This window comes from Shigella flexneri 2a str. 301, from assembly GCF_000006925.2.
Classification (GTDB): domain Bacteria; phylum Pseudomonadota; class Gammaproteobacteria; order Enterobacterales; family Enterobacteriaceae; genus ECMA0423.
Window position 1 is genome coordinate 1100868 of record NC_004337.2, and the last position, 20676, is coordinate 1121543.

Here is a 20676-nt window from a genome sequence, read left to right on the forward strand (position 1 = left end):
ACGGACACTCCTTCCTGAAATAGAATGGCATCAGAAGGAGCTAATAATGAGCAGAAAAACCCAACGTTACTCTAAAGAGTTCAAAGCCGAAGCTGTCAGAACGGTTCTTGAAAATCAACTTTCGATCAGTGAAGGCGCTTCCCGATTATCTCTTCCTGAAGGCACTTTAGGACAATGGGTTACCGCCGCCAGAAAAGGGCTCGGTACTCCTGGTTCCCGCACGGTGGCTGAACTGGAATCTGAAATTCTGCAACTGCGTAAGGCGTTAAATGAAGCTCGCCTTGAGCGCGATATATTAAAAAAAGCAACAGCGTATTTTGCACAGGAGTCGCTGAAAAATACGCGTTAATCGAACAATGGCGACAACAATTTCCCATTGAAGCGATGTGTCAGGTATTTGGTGTATCCAGGAGCGGTTATTACAACTGGGTACAGCATGAACCCTCAGACAGAAAACAAAGTGATGAGCGGCTAAAACTGGAGATTAAGGTGGCACATATCCGCACTCGCGAAACATATGGAACCCGGCGGCTCCAGACGGAGCTGGCAGAGAATGGCATCATCGTTGGTCGTGACCGACTGGCACGTCTTCGTAAGGAGCTGAGGCTACGCTGTAAGCAGAAACGCAAGTTCAGAGCAACTACGAACCCGAACCACAATCTGCCAGTTGCGCCAAATCTGCTGAACCAGACGTTCGCTCCTACAGCACCAAATCAGGTCTGGGTGGCGGACCTGACGTATGTTGCCACACAGGAGGGATGGTTGTACCTCGCTGGCATCAAAGATGTTTATACGTGTGAAATTGTCGGCTACGCCATGGGAGAGCGCATGACAAAAGAGCTGACAGGTAAAGCCCTGTTTATGGCGCTCAGGAGCCAGCGCCCACCTGCCGGGCTAATCCACCACTCTGATCGAGGTTCACAGTACTGCGCATACGATTACCGGGTCATACAGGAGCAGTCTGGTCTGAAAACATCAATGTCGCGTAAAGGTAACTGTTACGACAACGCTCCGATGGAAAGCTTCTGGGGAACGCTGAAAAATGAGAGCCTGAGCCACTATCGTTTTAATAACCGGGATGAAGCCATCTCAGTAATACGGGAATACATTGAGATTTTCTACAATCGTCAGCGTCGTCACTCTCGTCTGGGGAATATCTCCCCGGCAGCCTTCAGGGAAAAATATCATCAGATGACTGCTTAAAAAAAGAACAAATGGTAGTGTCCGCTATTGCCAGTACACCTCACATTTGATGATACCCCTGAACAAGTTGACTGATAGCGGATTACTTGATACAGAAGCCCTACCATATTGCCCTGTGTTCAGTTGCTGTACTCGATAGAATAGTGACTCACTGATTATTGCGGGGTAGTAACCCTGAACTTCTTCACGTCCAGCAGGTGTGAAACATCCAATCACAGCACGATTTCTGAGCAGTTTCTTTACAGCAGTATCAGACCACCCCTTTTGTTTGGGTGTGTATTGATTCAATGACAAGTGACCTTCATCGTTTAAAGTTCTGGTGATAGCCCAAAAGCTTAAACCCTGTAATCTCAGGTCAAATGCTCGTTTAACAACTTCCACTTTATCAGGAATGATTGTGAATGTTCGACGGTCATCATTCAGCCTTAACCATGCAGGACAACGCCTAGATACCTTGATACCTTCGGAGATGAGTTCTTTTTTACGGTTCCATGCAGCTTGGACACGCTCAGACTTTCTCAAACTTTCCTCATGCGCCCGCTGCATTATCAGAATGCTTTTAATCAGGGCTAACGGGTCTTTTAAACTTTCTCGTGTGTAATGTTCTCCATCGCTCAGTGTGACTACATCTACACCAGCCCTTAAGATACGGCGTAATAGCTCAGAAGCAATATCAATATCCTGACGTGACAGACGGTCTAAACTCTCGATTAGTAGCGTATCACCAGCTTTAACAAGCCCTTTCTCGATAGCGGTTAAAAAGTCACCTAGACCACCTTTCAGGTGCTTACCACTAAAAGCACTTTTCCCCAAATCTTTAAAGCTCAAGGATGAATCCAAGTAAAACTCAGGGTTCTTATCAAGCCAGTCAGTAACCAGCTTAGATTGTCGGCGTACAGAGTCCCCTTTCAGTTGTCGTTCACTTGAAAATCTGATGTAGCTGATTGCCCGTCTCATATTCAATACCTAAAATGATGTGTTTAGGAACCCATTATACTGAAGACAATACCGGACCACATATTCAGGGCGGAGTGGCCGGTAACACCAAGCTGCTCAACGTAGAGGGGTAAGAAGGGCATTACCAGACTGAAGGCGGCCCCGGTAAGAAAACAGCCTAGCCAGGCGACGATCAGGTTTCGTTTCCAGTTTATAGGGGTGTCATTTTCACAGGGTGACATAGCAATCCGCTGTTGGTGCGCCAGGCGCGGTGAACATAAGAAGAAAAGATAAACACACTAATTATGCGCCCGACTTCCAGGGGGCGCAATCCAGAGAGCTTTTATCGCTAAATCAGGGGGATTTGCTGTGGTAATGCCGGATGCCATTCTGAAGCATCCGGCATGGGAGATTTAATAGCGTGAAGGAACGCCTTCCGGGCGTGTTTTAAAGCGACGGTGTAACCACATATACTGCTCTGGTGCCATCATGATGCATTTTTCGACCACTTTGTTCATCCACGCGGCGGTAGTTTCGGCATCATCCAGTGGCGGAGAACACTCTGGTGGCAGCATAATCAATTGATACCCTTTGCCATCTGGCTTACGGCGTGGAACGAAGGGCACCAGACATGCGCCGGACATCCGTGCCAGCATCCAGGTTCCGGTCGTGGTCGCAGCCTGCTCAACGGCAAATAACGGGACGAAAACGCTTGAGCGCGGGCCGTAATCATGATCTGGTGCGTACCAGACCACTTCGCCTTTTTTCAGGGCTTTAATCATGCCTTTTAAATCTTTGCGGTCGAGCATCGATTTATTTGAGCGCAAACGGCCCCAGGTTTGTAGCCAGTCAATCAGTGGATTATCGTTCGGGCGGTAAACGCCAATCCCCGGTTCCTGCATACCAAACTGCCGCGCGCCCAGCTCCAGTGTCAGAAAATGGATGCCAACTAACAGGATGCCGCGTTTTTGCGCCTGCACGTCACGAATGTGTTCCATGCCGATCACTTCCGTCCAGCGGGCGATTCGGCGGTCCGGCCAGAACCACGCCATACCGGTTTCCATCAGGCCCATGCCAACGGATTCGAAATTCTTCACCACCATTTTACGGCGTTCTTGTTCGCTCATTTCCGGGAAGCACAGTTCCAGGTTGCGATGCACAATTTTTGCGCGTCGTTTCATAAAACGTAACGCCAGTTTTCCTAATCCACAACCGAGGCGGTAGATAATCGGGTAGGGCAATTGCACGACCAACCAAAGTACGCCAATACCCAACCAGGTTAACCAATAACGCGGATGAAGCAGTGCGGTGGAGAACTTGGGTAGATTCGTCATATCAATCCTGTTTTTCAACCTATACGGGCAATTGTATGTATTGTCGCATTTTTTCGCCCGCAACCAAAATTTGTGGCTGAAGACTGGGCGAAATTGCCGCGCTTGTAAATAACAAATAATTTTTAATGCGCAAATGTAGCGTAAAATGTGTGGATGTTAATTATCGATAATTGCTATATCATGCCGCGGATTTTTACTTTCCCATCTCGCAGGAACCGTACACCATGCCAGTGTTACACAACCGCATTTCCAACGACGCGTTAAAAGCCAAAATGTTGGCTGAGAGCGAACCGCGAACCACCATTTCGTTTTACAAGTATTTCCACATCGCCGATCCTAAGGCGACCCGTGACGCTTTATATCAGCTGTTTACCGCGCTGAATGTTTTTGGGCGAGTGTATCTGGCGCATGAGGGCATTAACGCGCAAATCAGCGTACCTGCGAGCAATGTTGAAACATTTCGCGCGCAGCTCTATGCCTTCGACCCGGCTTTAGAGGGTTTACGCCTGAATATCGCGTTGGATGATGACGGGAAATCCTTCTGGGTACTGCGCATGAAGGTACGCGATCGCATTGTTGCCGACGGTATTGACGATCCTCACTTTGATGCCAGCAATGTTGGTGAGTATCTGCAAGCGGCGGAAGTGAACGCCATGCTTGACGATCCCGATGCACTATTTATCGACATGCGTAACCACTATGAGTATGAAGTGGGGCACTTTGAAAACGCGCTCGAAATTCCGGCAGATACCTTCCGTGAGCAGCTGCCAAAAGCAGTCGAGATGATGCAGGCACATAAAGATAAAAAAATCGTCATGTACTGCACCGGCGGCATTCGTTGTGAAAAGGCCAGTGCCTGGATGAAACATAACGGATTCAACAAAGTCTGGCATATCGAGGGCGGAATTATTGAATACGCCCGTAAGGCGCGCGAGCAGGGCTTGCCGGTGCGTTTTATTGGCAAAAATTTTGTTTTTGACGAGCGGATGGGCGAACGTATATCGGATGAGATTATCGCGCATTGCCACCAGTGCGGCGCGCCGTGCGACAGCCATACCAACTGTAAAAATGATGGCTGCCACCTGCTGTTTATTCAGTGTCCAGTATGCGCGGAAAAATACAAAGGTTGTTGTAGTGAGATTTGCTGCGAAGAAAGCGCGTTACCGCCAGAAGAACAGCGACGCCGTCGGGCAGGACGTGAAAATGGCAATAAGATCTTTAATAAGTCTCGTGGACGTCTGAATACAACACTGGGTATTCCTGATCCAACAGAATAAATATCATTGCCGGATGCGTGCCATCCGGCAACATTTCACTCTTACTTCTGCTGTACGCCTTCCACTGAAATAATCAGATCCACTTCCTGAGAAGCTGGACCTAAATCTGTCTTGATATTGAAGTCTTTGAGCTTAATTTTGCCTTCGGCCTCAAAGCCTGCACGTTTACCGCCCCATGGGTCGTCGCCCTGACCAATTAATTTCGCTTCCAGCGTGACGGGTTTGGTTACGCCATTCAGCGTCAGATCGCCGGTAATATCCAGTTCGTCACCGTCTTTCTTCACGCTGGTGGAGGTGAATGTTGCCTGTGGATATTTTGTGGTATTGAGAAAATCCGCACTGCGAAGATGTTTATCGCGTTCGGCGTGGTTAGTATCGACGCTGGTGGTGTTAATTGTCACATTCACTTTATCGGCAGCCGGATTTTTTTCATCAAAGGTAAAAGTACCGTCGAAATCTTTAAAGGTGCCATATAACCAGCTATAGCCAAGATGCTGTATGCGGAAGTTAACAAAGGCGTGCTGACCTTCTTTGTCAATTTTGTAATCGGCGGCAACCGCTGAACCGGCAGAGAACATCAGGGACGCGAAGGTTAAACCAAGCAGGCTTTTTTTCATTTTTTATACTCCATAGTCAGATGACGACTTTCCCAGCATGCGCTTCAGAGTGTCGTCTTTATCGATGAAATGATGCTTCAGGGCCATAAATCCGTGCATAACAGACAGTACTACGACGCTCCACGCGAGCCAAAAATGCAGGGCACCGGCAAAGTCTGCCTGTGCGCCAGCGTCGGCAAGGGTCGCGGGGACGTCAAACCAGCCAAAAACGCTGATCGGTTTACCATCGGCAGTTGAGATCAGATAGCCGCTGATGCCGATGGCGAACAGCAATAGGCACAATGCGAGATGTCCAGCTTTTGCGGCAAGACGAGTCATGGGCGAATAACTCGGCAGCGGACCCGGCGGTGGAGATATGACACGCCACAGAACGCGAATAACCAGCCCCATCATTAACAAAATACCGATGCTTTTATGCAGTTCGGGTGCTTTGTGATACCAGCCATCGTAATAACTGAGCGTGACCATCCACAGACCTAAAGCAAACATGCCGTAGACAATAATTGCGCTTAGCCAATGGAAGGCCGCAGATATAACACCATAGCGTTCAGGGGTATTTGTGAATGACATAAGTGCATCCAATACGAATTTGCGAGAGAAAGAAAATGGCGTGTCGGAGAATGAATTGCAACACAAAAATAACAAATTGAATGATATTTATTTTTATTTCAATAATTTTGAATTAATAATGAAAGAATCTTCATAAGTTTAGTGGGTTCAGCATCAGAGATGTCTGGTGAGTGCTGTAGAAGCAGGAATAATCTCATTCAATTTTTCACGCTAAATGAAAGGGAGATTAAATATTTGTCAGTTTATGTCAGTGCGGAAAACTAAAAATAAAACACATAGATCAGATCCATAATTGCCAACAATCCCCAGAGAAAAAGATAAAGCATCAGATGCTCGCGAATATTATTGATGAGATAGTGCAACAGCCGACGCATTAAATACTCCTGTAAAAACGGCCTCATTCTGGAGGCCGTAATGATGATTATTGGAAGCGGGAAAGCCTGAATGGCGTCAAATCAAAATCGCTTTTTTGGTCTTGCGCAAAATCGGCAGCTATTTCCCCTAAAACTGACGCAAATTTAAAACCGTGCCCACTCAGGCCGGTAATGAGCAGTGTATTATCGTGGCCGGGTAGGGTATCGATAATAAAATCTTCGTCAGGCGAATTATCATAGGTGCAGGCAGCGCCGTACAGGCAGCAACCGATACCCGGCAATACATTGCGCAAGAACGGGAAGGCTTCTGACCCATCACTGGCCACTTCCGCAAACGGAACACGTTCATCCGCTGAATGGATAACCTGGCCTCCGTTATGTTTGCCAATCTTCAACGCGTCGTTTTCTGCCGGAAAACCATAATATTGATCGCCATTGGGCAGTTCACCGGTAAACGCCGGGAATTTATTCTTCACGCTATAGCGGCCATCGGCCTGATACCAGGCAAATACTTTACGTACGGGCTGGACAGGCAGCTCCGGGAGCAGGTCTTTTACCCATGTTCCCGCGCAGACAATCGCTTTTTTCGCCTGATACTCACCGTCAACCGTTTCAATAGTTACGCCATCATCGTCATGACGAATTGCGGTGACCGGGCAGTTGAACAGTTGCGCACAGCCCGCTTCCTTCGCCAGTTGGATCCAGGTTTTAATCGCCAGTTCGCTGCGCAAAAAACCGGAATCAGTCTCAAATAAGCCGATGTAGTTGTCCGGGACGCGTATTTCTGGCCAGCGGGCCATAATCCCTTGCGCATCGAGCTTTTCAACGTTGAGTTGCCACTGTTCGGCGCTGTGGGCGACGTTGGCGAGAAATGCGGAGTCAGCCGGGCCGAGGTTAATGACACCAGAGCGTACAAAAATGGGATCATCTTCGTTGTGGCGGGAAAGTTCATCCCACAGCGTTTGCGCGCGGAGGACCAACGGGACATACTTTTCGCCTTCACCATAAGCATGGCGAATTAATCGCGTATCGCCGTGGTGGCTGCCGTGTTGATGCGGTGGCATATGGGCGTCGGTCATTAGCACGTTTAAACCGGCGCGGGTTGCATAATACCCGGCGGCAGCGCCTACGGAACCGCTGCCAATAATGATGAGATCGTATTTCATTTTTTTCTCTCTGCTCTCATGGTTTAAGCAGAGTAATTAACTGAATGCAGATATACAACCCAGAAATGGTAAAGGCACCGGTGAGGTGCCTTTTGGGTGGATGGTCATGTCATGTTAATGACGCCGATACTCGTTTACCGGGAAATCACCGGATTCAATTTTGGCGATTCCTGCTTCTAATATCGAAATAAATTGTCTGGCAACATCAGTGGTTAACCAGAGCGTCTGACCAACTTCAGTCCCTTCCTGCTCGGACTAATTTGGGGTCTGGTAGTGCAAACGCAACATCAGCGCATCATAGCTATCAACGGTGCTGATGTCCCACCCTACGAGCGGATGAGTCTGAATGACTTCATTATTTTTTTCCATCATGGCCCCCTAATTCGTGTTACTAGACAACGTTATTCGAGGTTCAATGCGTTTTTATCTGAAGCAACTTCAGTATACCAATAAGTAAGGGTATTCACCGAATTTTTAAAGGGGGGAACAGATAAATTTCTGCTTTTAAGATTTATATGAACAATAAAACAGCATGTCATTCATATTTTTTTAGCATATTGTGCAATTATTTTGAGGAAGTGTAGAAATTTTGTACTCAAAATTCGTAAGTAAAATAAAAAAGCCGGGGCGATCCGGCAAAAACAAAAATCACTGCATATTATTCGCTGACAAACCAGTCATCGGCGCTTTCCCACGTTTCCTGGAGAATTTCGCTAATGCGCTGTTTATCTTCTTTTGTTGCGCCAATAACCGATAAATTATTCGCTGCGGCATAACGTACCGATACGTGGCCTTCATTATCAGGAAACGCATACTGAATACGGCGGGAAAGTTCGCCAGCCAGGGCGTCAATAGCCCCAGCTGGCAATGGAGAAGTTTTCGCTATGGTGACTTCAATTCGCATAATAGCCCCCTGTTGAATATACTGGTTATTTATACAGGTAAAATAACCTAATGACAACAGGAAGCTACGATTTTTATTGTTTAACGGACCAGCGTACCGTTTCCCCGGCGAGGAATGGCACCAGGGTGTCATCAGTCAGTGCGATGCTTTCAGCAACCTGTTGCTCTTCACGTACCAGTTCGATGAATGTGTCGTTGACCGGCAAGCCATAGAACTGCGGGCCGTTTACAGAACAGAATGCTTCAAAGTGCTGCAGAGCATTCATCTCTTCAAAGACGGTAGCGTAACTGCCCAGCGCGGTTGGGGCGTTGAAGCAGCCCGCGCAGCCGCAACTGCTCTCTTTGCGATGACGTGCATGTGGCGCAGAATCCGTACCGAGGAATACTCGATTAAAACCGCTGGCGACCAGTTCACGCAATGCCTGTTGGTGAATATTGCGTTTGAGGATGGGTAAACAATACAGGTGCGGACGCACGCCACCAACCAGCATATGGTTGCGGTTAAACATCAGATGCTGCGGAGTGATGGTGGCAGCCAGCCGTTCATTTCCGTCACGGACATAGTCGGCAGCATCTTTGGTGGTGATGTGCTCAAAAACGACTTTCAGCGCAGTCAGGCGCTGGCGCAGAGGTTCCATCACGCTTTCTATAAAGCGCGCTTCACGATCAAAAATGTCGATATCTGCATGTGTCACTTCACCATGCACCAGTAGCGGCATACCGATTTTTTCCATGCGCTCAAGTACCGGCATGATTGCGTCAATTGACGTCACGCCGTGGCTGGAGTTAGTGGTTGCGTTTGCCGGGTAAAGTTTTGCAGCGGTGAACACGGCTTCATTAAATCCGCGCTCCAGCTCATTAGGATCCAGCGAATCTGTTAAATAACAGGTCATCAATGGGGTGAAATCGTGCCCGGCAGGTACGGCGTCAAGAATACGTTGGCGATACGCCACGGCAGCCTCAACTGTGGTCACGGGCGGAGCCAGATTGGGCATTACGATAGCCCGTCCATAAATTTCGCTGGTATACGGCACGACAGTTTTTAACATGTCGCCATCGCGGAGGTGAAGGTGCCAGTCGTCTGGGCGGCGGATCTTTAATACCTGGGATGGTGCAGTCATTAATCTCTATGCTCCGGCTGAAGGGATGTTTTTGCCGGACACAAAGGATAAGCGGAAACGTTTTCCTTTGCACGAAAAATAAAGGGCGCGAATGCGCCCTCGTCATTAATCCGTAAACGGAATGACAATTTCGCCTGGCTTCACTTCAATGCCTTTCGCCAGTTTTTTCGCCATTGCTTCGCCCTGACTGCCATCTTCGCGCAGGACGTAAGCAGGTTGCTGGTTAAAGTAATTGCGTAATGCCTGGTTCAAATAGGGAAGCAACGTTTGCATCACCGTTTGCATTTTTTCCGGTTGTACCGTCGCATCGACCACTTCCATCTCTTTCAGGAAGATCGCACCTTTTTCTTTATCAAACACGGGCAGCGCTTTCAGCTTCAGTTTCATGGTCGCTTTCTGACTACCGAACAGGGAGTTCATGTCCAGATTGGCGTCTCCGGTTAGGGTAACCTTATTCGGCTCTTCGCGACCAATTTGGCTGGTCAAGTTTGTCAGAACAATATGGGCGTCAGCCACGCCGGGTAAACCGATATCTTTTGAGAAATTATTATGTTTCGCAAGCGACTGGTTAATTTCTTGTTCGGTGATGGTGTATTGGGTGAGTTGATTACAGCCAACGAGCAGGCCACTGACGATCAATGCAGCGGCAAATAAAAACTTGTTCATGGTAGTCCTCGACATGAAATCTGCGTCAATATCCTGACACAACGCAGCATGTGTCACCAGCGATAAACTCGCCAGCAGAAAAAACTGAAAACGGCGGCAACCCGCGAATACAGGCTGCCGCGGCGGGTCAGGATTAAATCGCCATTGATGATAACAAATTGATTTGTGTCTGTTTCGCCATATTATCGCGGTAATTAGCAACGCGGCTTGGCCAGTTGATTCCGGCTACCAGCGTCAGATTACGCAGTAGCGGAAATAGCTGAATATCATCTTCCGAAAGTTCGCCATTCACGGCGTTCGGTTTGACGATCAGTTTGTCCAGCGCACGCAAATCATCGCTGATATTCTTAATCAGACCGTCAGAGTGGGCCAGCAGGTCGGCAAAATTACCCGCGCTGGCCTCTTTCTTGTCGACGAAATATTTGCGCGCGGCGGGAGTAGAAAACTCATCAAATGCCGATTTGGCAAAACGCGGCAACAGCAGTTTGTTGACGTAGCCATTGACCTTGCGCAGCCACTCTTCAATGGCAGGGGAACGTTTGCCGGTCAGTAACGGTTTGCCGTCGAGTTTATCGACATAGTGAACGATATCCATGCTTTCTGGCATATAGCGGCTGTCATCTTTTTGCAGAATGGGAACCTGTTTTTGACCGACCATCCGGGTGGGTGTTTCTGCGTCGTCGTTGAGCAGAACATGTAATTCGACGGGGATATTTTTCAGGCCGAAAATCATGCGGGCTTTGAGGCAGTAAGGGCAGTGATCGTAAATGTATAGCTTCACGTGACTCCTCCATTTGGCTGTCAGTTCACTTTCAGTATGGAGGAGTCAGGGGGGAGTATCAAATCAGGCGTCGCGTTCCAGCAAACGACGCGCGGCGCGTTTCTGACTAAACTGCCAACCCAGCGCAAGGAAAGTGAAGATGCCAATAATTCCCAGCATCATCCACGGAAGCTCTGGCTGGTGCGCCGATTTGCCCAGGTCAAACAGCCAGCCACCACCGATATAACCAATAGCGCCGCCAATCGCCAGACCCAGACGGCTAAACCCCATATAGCTGCCGCGAGCTCTTGCGTCCGCCAGCGAAGCACTTAAGGTTTCACGCGCAGGCTCGGCAATGATCGACCCGATATAAAACAGACAAATCAGGGTGAAAAGTTGTTGTAGGCCGCTGACCATGCCCACCGGCATCATGCTTAATGACATTATCAACAGCCCAGCCATCAACCGGTGTTCCAGACGAAAATGCTTTTCACTCCAGCGGGCGATAGGGTAGAGCAACGTTAACGACAGACACGCTTCAATGGCATACATCCATTTAACGGCAGAGGGCGCGCCAGCCACGTCGTTGACCATAATTGGCAGCATCAGCATCACTTGTACAGCCAGCATGTAGTAACCCGCCAGCGTCAGGACATAGGTGACAAAACGCTTGTCACGCATCACGCGGGTCATGCCTTCGCGAACGGGCGTGCGTACGGTGGAGAGTTTCCATGCCGGTAACAACCACGCATTGAACGCCGCACATAGCACAAACAAAACGGCCCCTGTGGCGCAGACCAGGCGAAAGTCGTATTGCAACAGCCAGCTCCCCAACAATGCGCCAATGACCGCACTGGCACTGTCCTGCATCATCAACAGCGAGAAAAAACGACCACGTTGTTGTGGACGGATTAGTTTCACCACCAGCGCCGAACGCGGCGGATCAAACAACGTGCCGCCGAGTCCCGAGAGCAGGCATGAAAACCACAATAGCCACGGTTCGTGGGCGATACCCATTGTGGCGAATCCGGCGGCGCGCATCAGCATACCGGTAACAATCATCGGTTTGGCACCAAAGCGGTCGGCAATTGCGCCGCCGAAAATACCCAGACCTTGCTGAATAAACTGGCGTAGACCGAGAGCAATACCGACCATGACGGCGGCCCAGCCCATTTGATCAACGAAGCGGATAGAGATCAGCGGGAAGACAACAAAGAACCCCAGCACGACCAGCATATTATCGATGAGCAGGAAATATTTACCCAGGTTCCTCGCCTGCGATACGCGGGACATTTCCCCTCCCGGGAAATAAAAGATGAGCACTTTCTATTCTGCATTGCCGCTAAGACTTTTCCCATCACTTCGGGGACAGTATTTTTTTATCAAAACGTCGCTTTGATAGAGAGTTTTTATCAAATATGTGAATAATGCAGAAAATGGCATTTTGGACTTTTCACAGGGTCTGGTTGCGCAGGTATAGTAATACTTACAGCGTATTAAAGACGTTACGGGAAGGAGTAGGTATAGAATGTTTGGCTATCGCAGTAACGTGCCAAAAGTGCGCTTAACCACAGACCGACTGGTCGTGCGTCTGGTGCATGATCGTGATGCCTGGCGTCTGGCGGATTATTACGCAGAGAATCGCCATTTCCTCAAGCCCTGGGAGCCAGTGCGCGACGAAAGCCACTGTTATCCATCAGGCTGGCAGGCCAGGCTAGGGATGATTAACGAATTTCATAAACAAGGTTCAGCTTTCTACTTTGGCTTATTCGACCCGGACGAAAAAGAGATTATTGGCGTTGCCAATTTTTCCAATGTTGTTCGCGGCTCTTTTCATGCCTGCTATCTCGGTTATTCGATTGGGCAAAAATGGCAGGGCAAAGGACTCATGTTTGAAGCCCTGACCGCAGCCATTCGTTATATGCAGCGCACCCAACATATTCATCGCATTATGGCTAATTATATGCCGCACAATAAACGCAGCGGTGATTTACTGGCGCGACTGGGTTTTGAAAAAGAAGGCTATGCGAAAGACTATCTGTTGATTGATGGACAATGGCGCGATCACGTACTGACGGCATTAACTACCCCAGACTGGACGCCCGGCCGCTAAGGAGAATCTCATGAAATATCAACTTACTGCCCTGGAAGCTCGCGTAATTGGTTGCTTGCTGGAAAAGCAGGTGACCACGCCGGAGCAATACCCGCTCTCAGTCAATGGTGTAGTCACGGCCTGTAATCAGAAAACGAACCGTGAACCGGTCATGAATCTGAGTGAATCCGAAGTGCAGGAACAGCTGGATAATCTGGTCAAACGTCATTATCTACGCACAGTGAGCGGTTTTGGTAATCGGGTCACCAAATATGAGCAACGTTTTTGTAATTCAGAATTTGGCGATCTGAAACTGAGCGCCGCAGAAGTGGCGTTAATCACCACGTTGTTATTGCGTGGTGCCCAGACGCCGGGTGAACTGCGCAGCCGCGCCGCGCGAATGTATGAATTCAGCGATATGGCGGAAGTGGAGTCGACGCTGGAACAACTGGCGAATCGCGAAGATGGTCCTTTTGTGGTGCGTCTGGCCCGCGAACCGGGTAAACGCGAAAGCCGCTACATGCATCTTTTCAGTGGTGAGGTTGAAGATCAGCCGGCGGTAACGGCTATGTCGAACATGGTTGACGGTGATTTACAGACCCGCGTCGAAGCCCTGGAAATCGAAGTGGCAGAACTGAAACAACGTCTTGATTCGTTGCTGGCCCATCTGGGAGATTAAAGTGAAAAAATTACGTATCGGCGTAGTGGGATTAGGCGGCATTGCGCAAAAAGCGTGGTTACCGGTGCTGGCGGCAGCGTCTGACTGGACGTTACAAGGAGCCTGGTCGCCTACGCGCGCCAAAGCCCTGCCAATTTGTGACAGCTGGCGCATTCCTTATGCCGATTCGTTATCCAGCCTTGCCGCCAGTTGTGATGCGGTTTTTGTGCACTCCAGCACCGCCAGCCACTTTGACGTGGTCAGTACGTTACTCAATGCGGGGGTACATGTCTGTGTCGATAAACCGCTGGCAGAAAATCTGCGCGATGCTGAAAGGCTGGTGGAACTGGCGGCGCGGAAAAAACTGACGTTGATGGTCGGTTTTAACCGTCGTTTCGCACCACTCTACGGTGAGTTAAAAACGCAACTCGCCACCGCAGCCTCGCTAAGAATGGATAAACATCGTAGCAATAGCGTCGGGCCACACGATCTTTATTTCACGTTGCTGGATGATTATCTGCATGTGGTGGATACCGCGCTGTGGTTGTCGGGCGGCAAAGCCTCTCTGGATGGCGGTACGCTACTGACTAACGACGCTGGCGAAATGCTGTTTGCCGAGCACCATTTTTCGGCCGGTCCTTTGCAGATCACCACTTGTATGCATCGCCGTGCCGGAAGTCAGCGTGAAACCGTGCAGGCCGTGACTGACGGTGCGCTCATCGACATTACGGATATGCGCGAATGGCGTGAGGAGCGCGGGCAGGGTGTAGTGAATAAACCGATTCCTGGTTGGCAGAGCACTCTTGAGCAACGTGGATTTGTCGGCTGTGCGCGGCACTTCATTGAATGCGTGTAAAATCAGACAGTTCCGCAAACCGCCGGCGAATAGGCAGTGCTGGCGCAACGTATCGTTGACAAGATCTGGCGCGATGCGATGAGTGAATAAACCCTGTAACATCTGGCGGTAGCAATTCACCATAATCTAGGTAGACTATTCGCCTCTTTCAGCGCCTGCCTTGCAGGCGTTTTGCCCGTGGGTCCGGATTAGAACACCGATGAATTTATTAAAATCGCTGGCCGCCGTCAGCTCGATGACCATGTTTTCGCGTGTGCTTGGCTTCGCACGAGACGCAATTGTCGCCAGAATCTTTGGCGCAGGGATGGCAACCGACGCCTTTTTCGTCGCTTTTAAACTTCCTAACTTGTTACGCCGTATCTTTGCCGAAGGGGCATTTTCCCAGGCATTTGTACCGATTCTGGCGGAATATAAAAGTAAGCAGGGTGAAGACGCCACGCGGGTCTTTGTCTCTTATGTTTCTGGCCTGCTGACACTTGCGCTGGCGGTTGTGACGGTCGCTGGCATGCTCGCCGCACCGTGGGTGATCATGGTGACCGCGCCAGGCTTCGCTGACACAGCTGACAAATTTGCCCTGACCAGCCAGCTACTAAAGATTACCTTTCCCTATATCTTGCTGATCTCCCTGGCGTCGCTGGTGGGAGCGATTCTGAATACGTGGAACCGCTTCTCGATTCCGGCGTTTGCGCCAACACTGCTTAACATCAGCATGATTGGTTTCGCGCTGTTTGCCGCACCGTACTTTAACCCACCGGTGCTGGCGCTGGCGTGGGCTGTTACGGTCGGCGGCATCCTGCAGCTGGTGTATCAGCTACCGCACCTGAAGAAGATCGGCATGCTGGTCCTGCCGCGCATTAACTTCCACGATGCTGGAGCAATGCGCGTGGTGAAACAGATGGGACCGGCGATCCTTGGCGTCTCTGTGAGCCAGATCTCCTTAATCATCAACACCATTTTTGCCTCGTTTCTTGCTTCCGGTTCGGTGTCTTGGATGTATTACGCCGACCGCTTAATGGAGTTTCCCTCCGGTGTGCTGGGCGTGGCGCTTGGCACCATTTTGCTGCCGTCGCTGTCGAAAAGTTTTGCCAGTGGCAATCATGATGAATACAACCGTTTGATGGACTGGGGGTTGCGTCTTTGTTTCCTGTTGGCACTGCCGAGTGCGGTTGCGTTGGGCATTCTTTCAGGTCCGTTAACCGTTTCGCTGTTCCAGTACGGTAAATTTACCGCGTTTGATGCGCTGATGACCCAGCGGGCGTTAATTGCCTACTCGGTGGGTTTGATTGGCCTGATTGTAGTGAAAGTGTTGGCTCCTGGCTTTTATTCCCGCCAGGACATTAAAACGCCAGTGAAAATTGCCATCGTTACGCTGATTTTAACGCAATTGATGAACCTGGCGTTTATTGGTCCGTTGAAACATGCCGGGCTGTCACTTTCTATTGGTCTGGCGGCGTGTCTGAATGCTTCGCTGCTTTACTGGCAGTTGCGTAAGCAGAAAATCTTTACTCCGCAACCCGGCTGGATGGCGTTTCTGTTGCGTCTGGTGGTGGCGGTACTGGTGATGTCTGGCGTGCTTTTAGGTATGTTACATATCATGCCGGAGTGGTCATTGGGTACCATGCCCTGGCGCTTACTGCGTTTAATGGCGGTCGTGCTGGCGGGGATTGCCGCGTACTTCGCTGCACTGGCGGTACTGGGCTTCAAAGTTAAAGAATTTGCCCGCCGGACGGTGTAACAATGCATTCCGGCCTGCAGTGCAGGCCGGAGATAATATTCAGATCGAAATCTTTTTACTGCCGCGATGGGGTGTTGAGGTCTGACCGTTCGCCCCATATAGCGTCGGTTCCTGATGCGGTTTCAACATTTCCAGCGCCTGTTGATTGCGCTCAATCTGTCCTTCCAGTAACCAGCCGTTATGTTGATTCATTTGGCGTAGTTGCTGCGTTTTCACAGTAATTTCCTGCCAGCGTTGACTAATATCAACGCTATTTGCTGTATTGGGTTCTTTCTTGCGTAACTGTTCGAGGTAATCCAGCGTCGCCAGCAGTGAGCTTTTTTGTTCTGTAATCCATTGCAACTGGCTGCCGTTGATCTGCCCCATAGAGAGATGTTGCTGCTCTTGATCCATTACCGTTTTGAGATCGTTAAGCACAGCGGACATCTGGTCGAGGATCTCTGCAAGACGTGTCATACGATCAGTTACTCTGCAAGTCTTGCTGCGCTTCGTTGATCAGCGCATCGGCAATTTTGCCGGTGTCCATTTTTAGTTCACCGTTACGAATCGCCAGTTTTAACGCTTCGACACGTTCAAGATTGATATCACTGCTGCCGGGTTGCATCAGTTTTGCTTGCGCGTCGCTTAACGTCACACTGGTGCTGGTGGAGGCGGTTGTTTTTGCCGCCCGGCTGTTCGTTACCGGCGCGTCGGTGGTTTCGCGCGGTTGAACGGTGCTTACAGGCTTCAGAGGCGAAGTGCGATCAATACTCATGGTTTATTCCTCATTGAGGGCGCTTTTATCATGTGTTGCTTATTTATCGGCAAGGGACGGGTAATCTTTAACAGCTTACAGGTTTATAAGAATATTCCCATCTGCATCAACAACGCCGCTGACTACCTGTTCCGATACCATGCGCACCCGCGCATTCTGTGCGACGGCTGCATTGTTCAGCGCCTGACCTTCTGCGTTGGCGCTAAACCCATCACCGCTGGCGATCACATTGACGCGTTGTCCCGCTTTTACCCGCCATGCCTGGCGAAACTGGGTTAACTGGATAGGTTGATCGGGTGATAGATCGCGCAGGCTAACGGCATCAACAAGTTGATTGATATCCAGCACCGTACGCGGTGGCAGGGTATCCAGGCGTCCACGTTTCAGTTTGACATTGCCAGCTTCCAGCTTTCCTCCCCGCACAATAGGCATCGCGGCAACCACATAATTTCCTGTGGCCTGCACATTAACCTGTAAATATCGTTTGTCGTTACCGCAGCGTGCCAACACATTCACATTGCCCCACAGGCGGGAATTATTGCTCATCGAAAGCAATGGCTGCTCGCATGGCGGTAGTAGATTGGGCGCTGTACGAATAGAAACACGAACCTCATCACTTACCCCCGCGAGTTGGGCGCTAAAAAAGTTGTGCAATTGCGATGTGAGATTGCTCGCCGTACTTAACGGACTGAACAGTATCGCGATGATCGCCACGCTACGTTTTATTGTCAGCATTTTCGCCCCCAGCCATTTCTACAACGTGAATTGTACCTGTCCGCAATGACCATCAACGGCATAAATAGCGACCCATTTTGCGTTTATTCCGCCGATAACGCGCGCGTAAAGGCATTTAAGCTGATGGCAGAATTTTGATACCTGCGGAGGAGATATGCTCGATAAGCTCGACGCCGCCTTACGTTTTCAACAAGAGGCGCTCAATCTGCGCGCCCAGCGTCAGGAAGTGCTGGCAGCAAACATCGCCAATGCCGATACCCCTGGTTATCAGGCGCGCGATATCGATTTTGCCAGTGAACTTAAAAAAGTCATGCAACGTGGACGGGATGCAACCAGTGTGGTTGCACTGACGATGACCTCAACGCAGCACATCCCGGCGCAGGCGCTGACGCCTCCTACCGCAGAACTGCAATACCGTATTCCGGACCAGCCTTCGCTTGACGGTAATACCGTCGATATGGATCGCGAACGCACCCAGTTTGCCGATAACAGCCTGCAATACCAGATGAGCCTTAGCGCGTTGAGCGGGCAAATCAAAGGCATGATGAACGTTTTACAGAGCGGAAATTAACGGATGGCACTGCTGAATATTTTTGATATCGCCGGGTCGGCGTTAACTGCCCAGTCCCAGCGCCTGAACGTGGCGGCCAGTAATCTGGCAAATGCTGATAGCGTGACCGGTCCTGATGGACAGCCATATCGGGCAAAACAGGTGGTATTCCAGGTTAACGCTGCACCAGGTGCTGCGACAGGCGGCGTAAAGGTTGCCGATGTTAAGAAAGTCAGGCCCCGGACAAACTGGTTTATGAACCAGGTAATCCGCTGGCAGATGCAAAGGGCTACATAAAAATGCCGAACGTTGATGTCGTCGGGGAGATGGTTAACACCATGTCGGCGTCACGCAGCTATCAGGCCAATGTTGAAGTGCTCAACACGGTGAAAAGCATGATGCTGAAAACCCTTACGCTCGGTCAATAAAGGAGAAAGCTATGTCCATTGCGGTAACCACCACCGATCCGACAAATACCGGCGTCAGTACCACCAGCAGTAGTTCGCTCACGGGCAGCAACGCCGCAGATTTACAAAGCAGTTTTCTGACTTTGCTGGTGGCGCAGCTGAAAAACCAGGACCCGACCAATCCAATGGAAAACAACGAGCTGACGTCGCAATTGGCACAAATCAGCACGGTCAGCGGGATTGAAAAACTCAATACCACGCTCGGATCTATTTCCGGACAGATTGATAACAGCCAGTCGTTACAGGCCAGTAACCTGATCGGTCACGGCGTGATGATCCCCGGCACAACTGTTCTTGCGGGAACCGGCAGTGAAGAAGGGGCTGTGACCACGACCACGCCGTTTGGTGTTGAGCTGCAACAGGCGGCAGACAAAGTTACGGCCACCATCACCGATAAAAATGGCGCGGTTGTGCGCACCATTGATATTGGTGAACTGACCGCCGGAGTTCACAGTTTCACCTGGGACGGTTCGTTGACTGATGGCAGCACTGCGCCGAACGGTTCTTACAATGTAGCGATTAGCGCCAGTAACGGTGGTACACAACTGGTTGCCCAGCCGCTGCAGTTTGCTCTGGTGCAGGGTGTGATCCGCGGCAACAGCGGTAATACGCTGGATCTCGGCACTTACGGCACCACCACCCTCGACGAAGTACGGCAGATAATTAAAGCCTTCACATTTCAGGAGTCAGTCATGGCCTTTTCTCAAGCGGTTAGCGGATTAAACGCTGCCGCCACCAACCTCGATGTTATTGGCAACAATATCGCCAACTCCGCCACCTACGGCTTTAAATCAGGCACGGCCTCTTTTGCCGATATGTTTGCCGGTTCGAAAGTGGGACTGGGGGTAAAAGTTGCCGGTATCACTCAGGACTTTACCGATGGCACGACCACCAACACCGGGCGAGGTCTGGACGTTGCTATCAGCCAGAACGGTTTTTTCCGTCTGGTAGACAGCAACGGTTCGGTGTTCTACAGCCGTAACGGACAATTTAAGCTGGATGAAAACCGTAACCTGTTGAATACGCAAGGTTTACAGCTGACGGGTTACCCGGTAACCGGTACGCCGCCGACTATTCAGCAAGGGGCGAATCCGACCAATATTTCGATCCCGAATACCCTGATGGCAGCGAAAACTACCACCACGGCGTCGATGCAGATCAACCTGAATTCCAGTGATCCGCTTCCTACTGTTACGCCATTCAGCGCCAGCAATGCGGATAGCTATAACAAAAAAGGTTCGGTGACTGTTTTCGACAGTCAGGGTAATGCTCATGACATGAGCGTCTATTTTGTGAAGACCGGGGATAATAACTGGCAGGTCTACACCCAGGATAGCAGTGATCCAAACAGCATTGCGAAGACAGCGACAACACTGGAATTTAATGCTAATGGCACATTAGTGGATGGTGCGATGGCGAATAATATCGCAACCGGCGCAATTAACGGTGCAGAACCCGCCACGTTTAGTCTGAGCTTCCTCAACTCCATGCAGCAAAATACCGGCGCTAACAACATTGTGGCAACCACCCAGAATGGCTACAAACCGGGCGATCTGGTGAGTTATCAAATCAATGATGACGGTACGGTTGTCGGCAACAATTCCAACGAACAAACCCAACTGCTGGGGCAGATTGTACTGGCGAACTTTGCCAACAACGAAGGTCTGGCATCCGAAGGCGACAACGTCTGGTCTGCGACGCAATCTTCTGGCGTGGCGCTGTTGGGGACAGCCGGGACGGGAAACTTTGGCACTCTGACCAACGGTGCGCTGGAAGCGTCCAACGTCGATCTCAGTAAAGAACTGGTCAATATGATCGTTGCCCAGCGTAACTATAAGTCTAACGCCCAGACCATCAAAACCCAGGACCAGATCCTCAACACGCGGGTTAACTTACGCTAAT

22 protein-coding genes, 2 pseudogenes and 1 other annotated feature (1 of these 25 cut by a window edge) are annotated in these 20676 nt (G+C 50.2%); of the genes and pseudogenes, 10 read left to right on the top strand and 14 right to left on the bottom strand.

What is annotated here, in order from left to right:
• Window positions 1–1246 (top strand) — a mobile genetic element (it extends 18 nt beyond the left edge of the window).
• Both SF1058 and SF1059 read left to right on the top strand, forming a co-directional pair.
• On the top strand, window positions 47–349 hold the full coding sequence (locus tag SF1058) for an insertion sequence element IS600 transposase (protein NP_706973.1): 303 nt from the start codon (window positions 47–49) through the stop codon (window positions 347–349). It overlaps the preceding feature by 303 nt.
• Complete coding sequence (locus tag SF1059; protein ID NP_706974.1) at window positions 385–1203, top strand: insertion sequence element IS600 protein; 819 nt, start codon at window positions 385–387, stop codon at window positions 1201–1203. It lies within the feature at window positions 1–1246.
• Here SF1059 and SF1060 read toward each other — a convergent pair.
• Both SF1060 and htrB read right to left on the bottom strand, forming a co-directional pair.
• Window positions 1228–2160 carry a bacteriophage protein gene (locus SF1060; protein NP_706975.2) on the bottom strand — a complete coding sequence of 311 codons (933 nt, stop codon included), beginning with the start codon at window positions 2158–2160 and terminating at the stop codon, window positions 1228–1230.
• 392 nt (window positions 2161–2552) lie before the next feature.
• Entirely contained in the window at window positions 2553–3473 is a 921-nt protein-coding gene (htrB, locus tag SF1061; RefSeq protein NP_706976.2) for a lipid A biosynthesis lauroyl acyltransferase, read from the bottom strand.
• Window positions 3474–3697: 224 nt separating this feature from the next.
• Between htrB and yceA the strand changes: the two genes are divergently transcribed.
• On the top strand, window positions 3698–4750 hold the full coding sequence (gene yceA, locus SF1062; RefSeq protein NP_706977.2) for a rhodanese-related sulfurtransferase: 1053 nt from the start codon (window positions 3698–3700) through the stop codon (window positions 4748–4750).
• A gap of 41 nt (window positions 4751–4791) precedes the next feature.
• On the opposite strand, the gene yceI is transcribed toward yceA, so the two are convergent.
• From yceI to yceL, 9 genes are all read right to left on the bottom strand, one after another.
• Window positions 4792–5367, bottom strand: a complete 576-nt coding sequence (gene yceI / locus SF1063; protein NP_706978.1) for a hypothetical protein — start codon at window positions 5365–5367, stop codon at window positions 4792–4794.
• Window positions 5368–5370: 3 nt separating this feature from the next.
• Entirely contained in the window at window positions 5371–5937 is a 567-nt protein-coding gene (locus SF1064; protein NP_706979.2) for a cytochrome, read from the bottom strand.
• 260 nt (window positions 5938–6197) lie between these two features.
• On the bottom strand, window positions 6198–6311 hold the full coding sequence (yceO, locus tag SF1065) for a hypothetical protein (protein NP_706980.2): 114 nt from the start codon (window positions 6309–6311) through the stop codon (window positions 6198–6200).
• A gap of 47 nt (window positions 6312–6358) precedes the next feature.
• Window positions 6359–7477 (bottom strand): N-methyltryptophan oxidase, encoded by a 1119-nt coding sequence (gene solA, locus SF1066; protein ID NP_706981.1) that lies wholly within the window; start codon window positions 7475–7477, stop codon window positions 6359–6361.
• A 658-nt stretch (window positions 7478–8135) separates the two neighbouring features.
• Window positions 8136–8381 carry a DNA damage-inducible protein I gene (gene dinI / locus SF1067; RefSeq protein ID NP_706982.2) on the bottom strand — a complete coding sequence of 82 codons (246 nt, stop codon included), beginning with the start codon at window positions 8379–8381 and terminating at the stop codon, window positions 8136–8138.
• Between the two features lie 73 nt (window positions 8382–8454).
• Complete coding sequence (gene pyrC / locus SF1068) at window positions 8455–9501, bottom strand: dihydroorotase (protein ID NP_706983.1); 1047 nt, start codon at window positions 9499–9501, stop codon at window positions 8455–8457.
• A 105-nt stretch (window positions 9502–9606) separates the two neighbouring features.
• The gene (yceB, locus tag SF1069; protein NP_706984.2) at window positions 9607–10167 is read right to left on the bottom strand and encodes a lipoprotein; all 561 of its coding nucleotides are present in this window, start codon (window positions 10165–10167) and stop codon (window positions 9607–9609) included.
• Between the two features lie 133 nt (window positions 10168–10300).
• On the bottom strand, window positions 10301–10948 hold the full coding sequence (gene grxB / locus SF1070; RefSeq protein ID NP_706985.1) for a glutaredoxin: 648 nt from the start codon (window positions 10946–10948) through the stop codon (window positions 10301–10303).
• A gap of 63 nt (window positions 10949–11011) precedes the next feature.
• Window positions 11012–12220 carry a multidrug resistance protein MdtH gene (gene yceL, locus SF1071; RefSeq protein ID NP_706986.2) on the bottom strand — a complete coding sequence of 403 codons (1209 nt, stop codon included), beginning with the start codon at window positions 12218–12220 and terminating at the stop codon, window positions 11012–11014.
• Between the two features lie 235 nt (window positions 12221–12455).
• Here yceL and rimJ point away from each other — a divergent pair, with 235 nt between their 5' ends.
• From rimJ to mviN, 4 genes and pseudogenes are all read left to right on the top strand, one after another.
• Window positions 12456–13040 carry a ribosomal-protein-S5-alanine N-acetyltransferase gene (gene rimJ, locus SF1072; protein NP_706987.1) on the top strand — a complete coding sequence of 195 codons (585 nt, stop codon included), beginning with the start codon at window positions 12456–12458 and terminating at the stop codon, window positions 13038–13040.
• A gap of 10 nt (window positions 13041–13050) precedes the next feature.
• Window positions 13051–13698 (top strand): hypothetical protein, encoded by a 648-nt coding sequence (gene yceH, locus SF1073; protein NP_706988.1) that lies wholly within the window; start codon window positions 13051–13053, stop codon window positions 13696–13698.
• Between the two features lies 1 nt (window position 13699).
• Window positions 13700–14533: pseudogene (locus SF1074) on the top strand.
• A 199-nt stretch (window positions 14534–14732) separates the two neighbouring features.
• The gene (mviN, locus tag SF1075) at window positions 14733–16268 is read left to right on the top strand and encodes a virulence factor (protein NP_706990.2); all 1536 of its coding nucleotides are present in this window, start codon (window positions 14733–14735) and stop codon (window positions 16266–16268) included.
• Window positions 16269–16307: 39 nt separating this feature from the next.
• Here the strand turns inward: mviN and flgN are convergent, their stop codons facing one another.
• The 3 genes from flgN to flgA form a co-directional block, all read right to left on the bottom strand.
• The gene (gene flgN, locus SF1076; RefSeq protein NP_706991.1) at window positions 16308–16724 is read right to left on the bottom strand and encodes a flagella synthesis chaperone protein FlgN; all 417 of its coding nucleotides are present in this window, start codon (window positions 16722–16724) and stop codon (window positions 16308–16310) included.
• A 4-nt stretch (window positions 16725–16728) separates the two neighbouring features.
• A complete protein-coding gene (gene flgM, locus SF1077; protein ID NP_706992.1) occupies window positions 16729–17022 on the bottom strand; it encodes an anti-sigma28 factor FlgM in 294 nt (97 codons plus the stop codon).
• A gap of 75 nt (window positions 17023–17097) precedes the next feature.
• Window positions 17098–17757 (bottom strand): flagellar basal body P-ring biosynthesis protein FlgA, encoded by a 660-nt coding sequence (gene flgA, locus SF1078; RefSeq protein ID NP_706993.1) that lies wholly within the window; start codon window positions 17755–17757, stop codon window positions 17098–17100.
• A gap of 154 nt (window positions 17758–17911) precedes the next feature.
• Here flgA and flgB point away from each other — a divergent pair, with 154 nt between their 5' ends.
• The 3 genes and pseudogenes from flgB to flgE all read left to right on the top strand — a co-directional run bounded on the left by flgB (window position 17912) and on the right by flgE (window position 20675).
• Complete coding sequence (flgB, locus tag SF1079) at window positions 17912–18328, top strand: flagellar basal-body rod protein FlgB (protein ID NP_706994.1); 417 nt, start codon at window positions 17912–17914, stop codon at window positions 18326–18328.
• 3 nt (window positions 18329–18331) lie between these two features.
• A pseudogene (locus SF1079a) lies at window positions 18332–18735 on the top strand.
• A gap of 11 nt (window positions 18736–18746) precedes the next feature.
• Window positions 18747–20675 (top strand): flagellar hook protein FlgE, encoded by a 1929-nt coding sequence (gene flgE / locus SF1080; protein NP_706995.3) that lies wholly within the window; start codon window positions 18747–18749, stop codon window positions 20673–20675.
• Window position 20676: the final 1 nt, after the last annotated feature.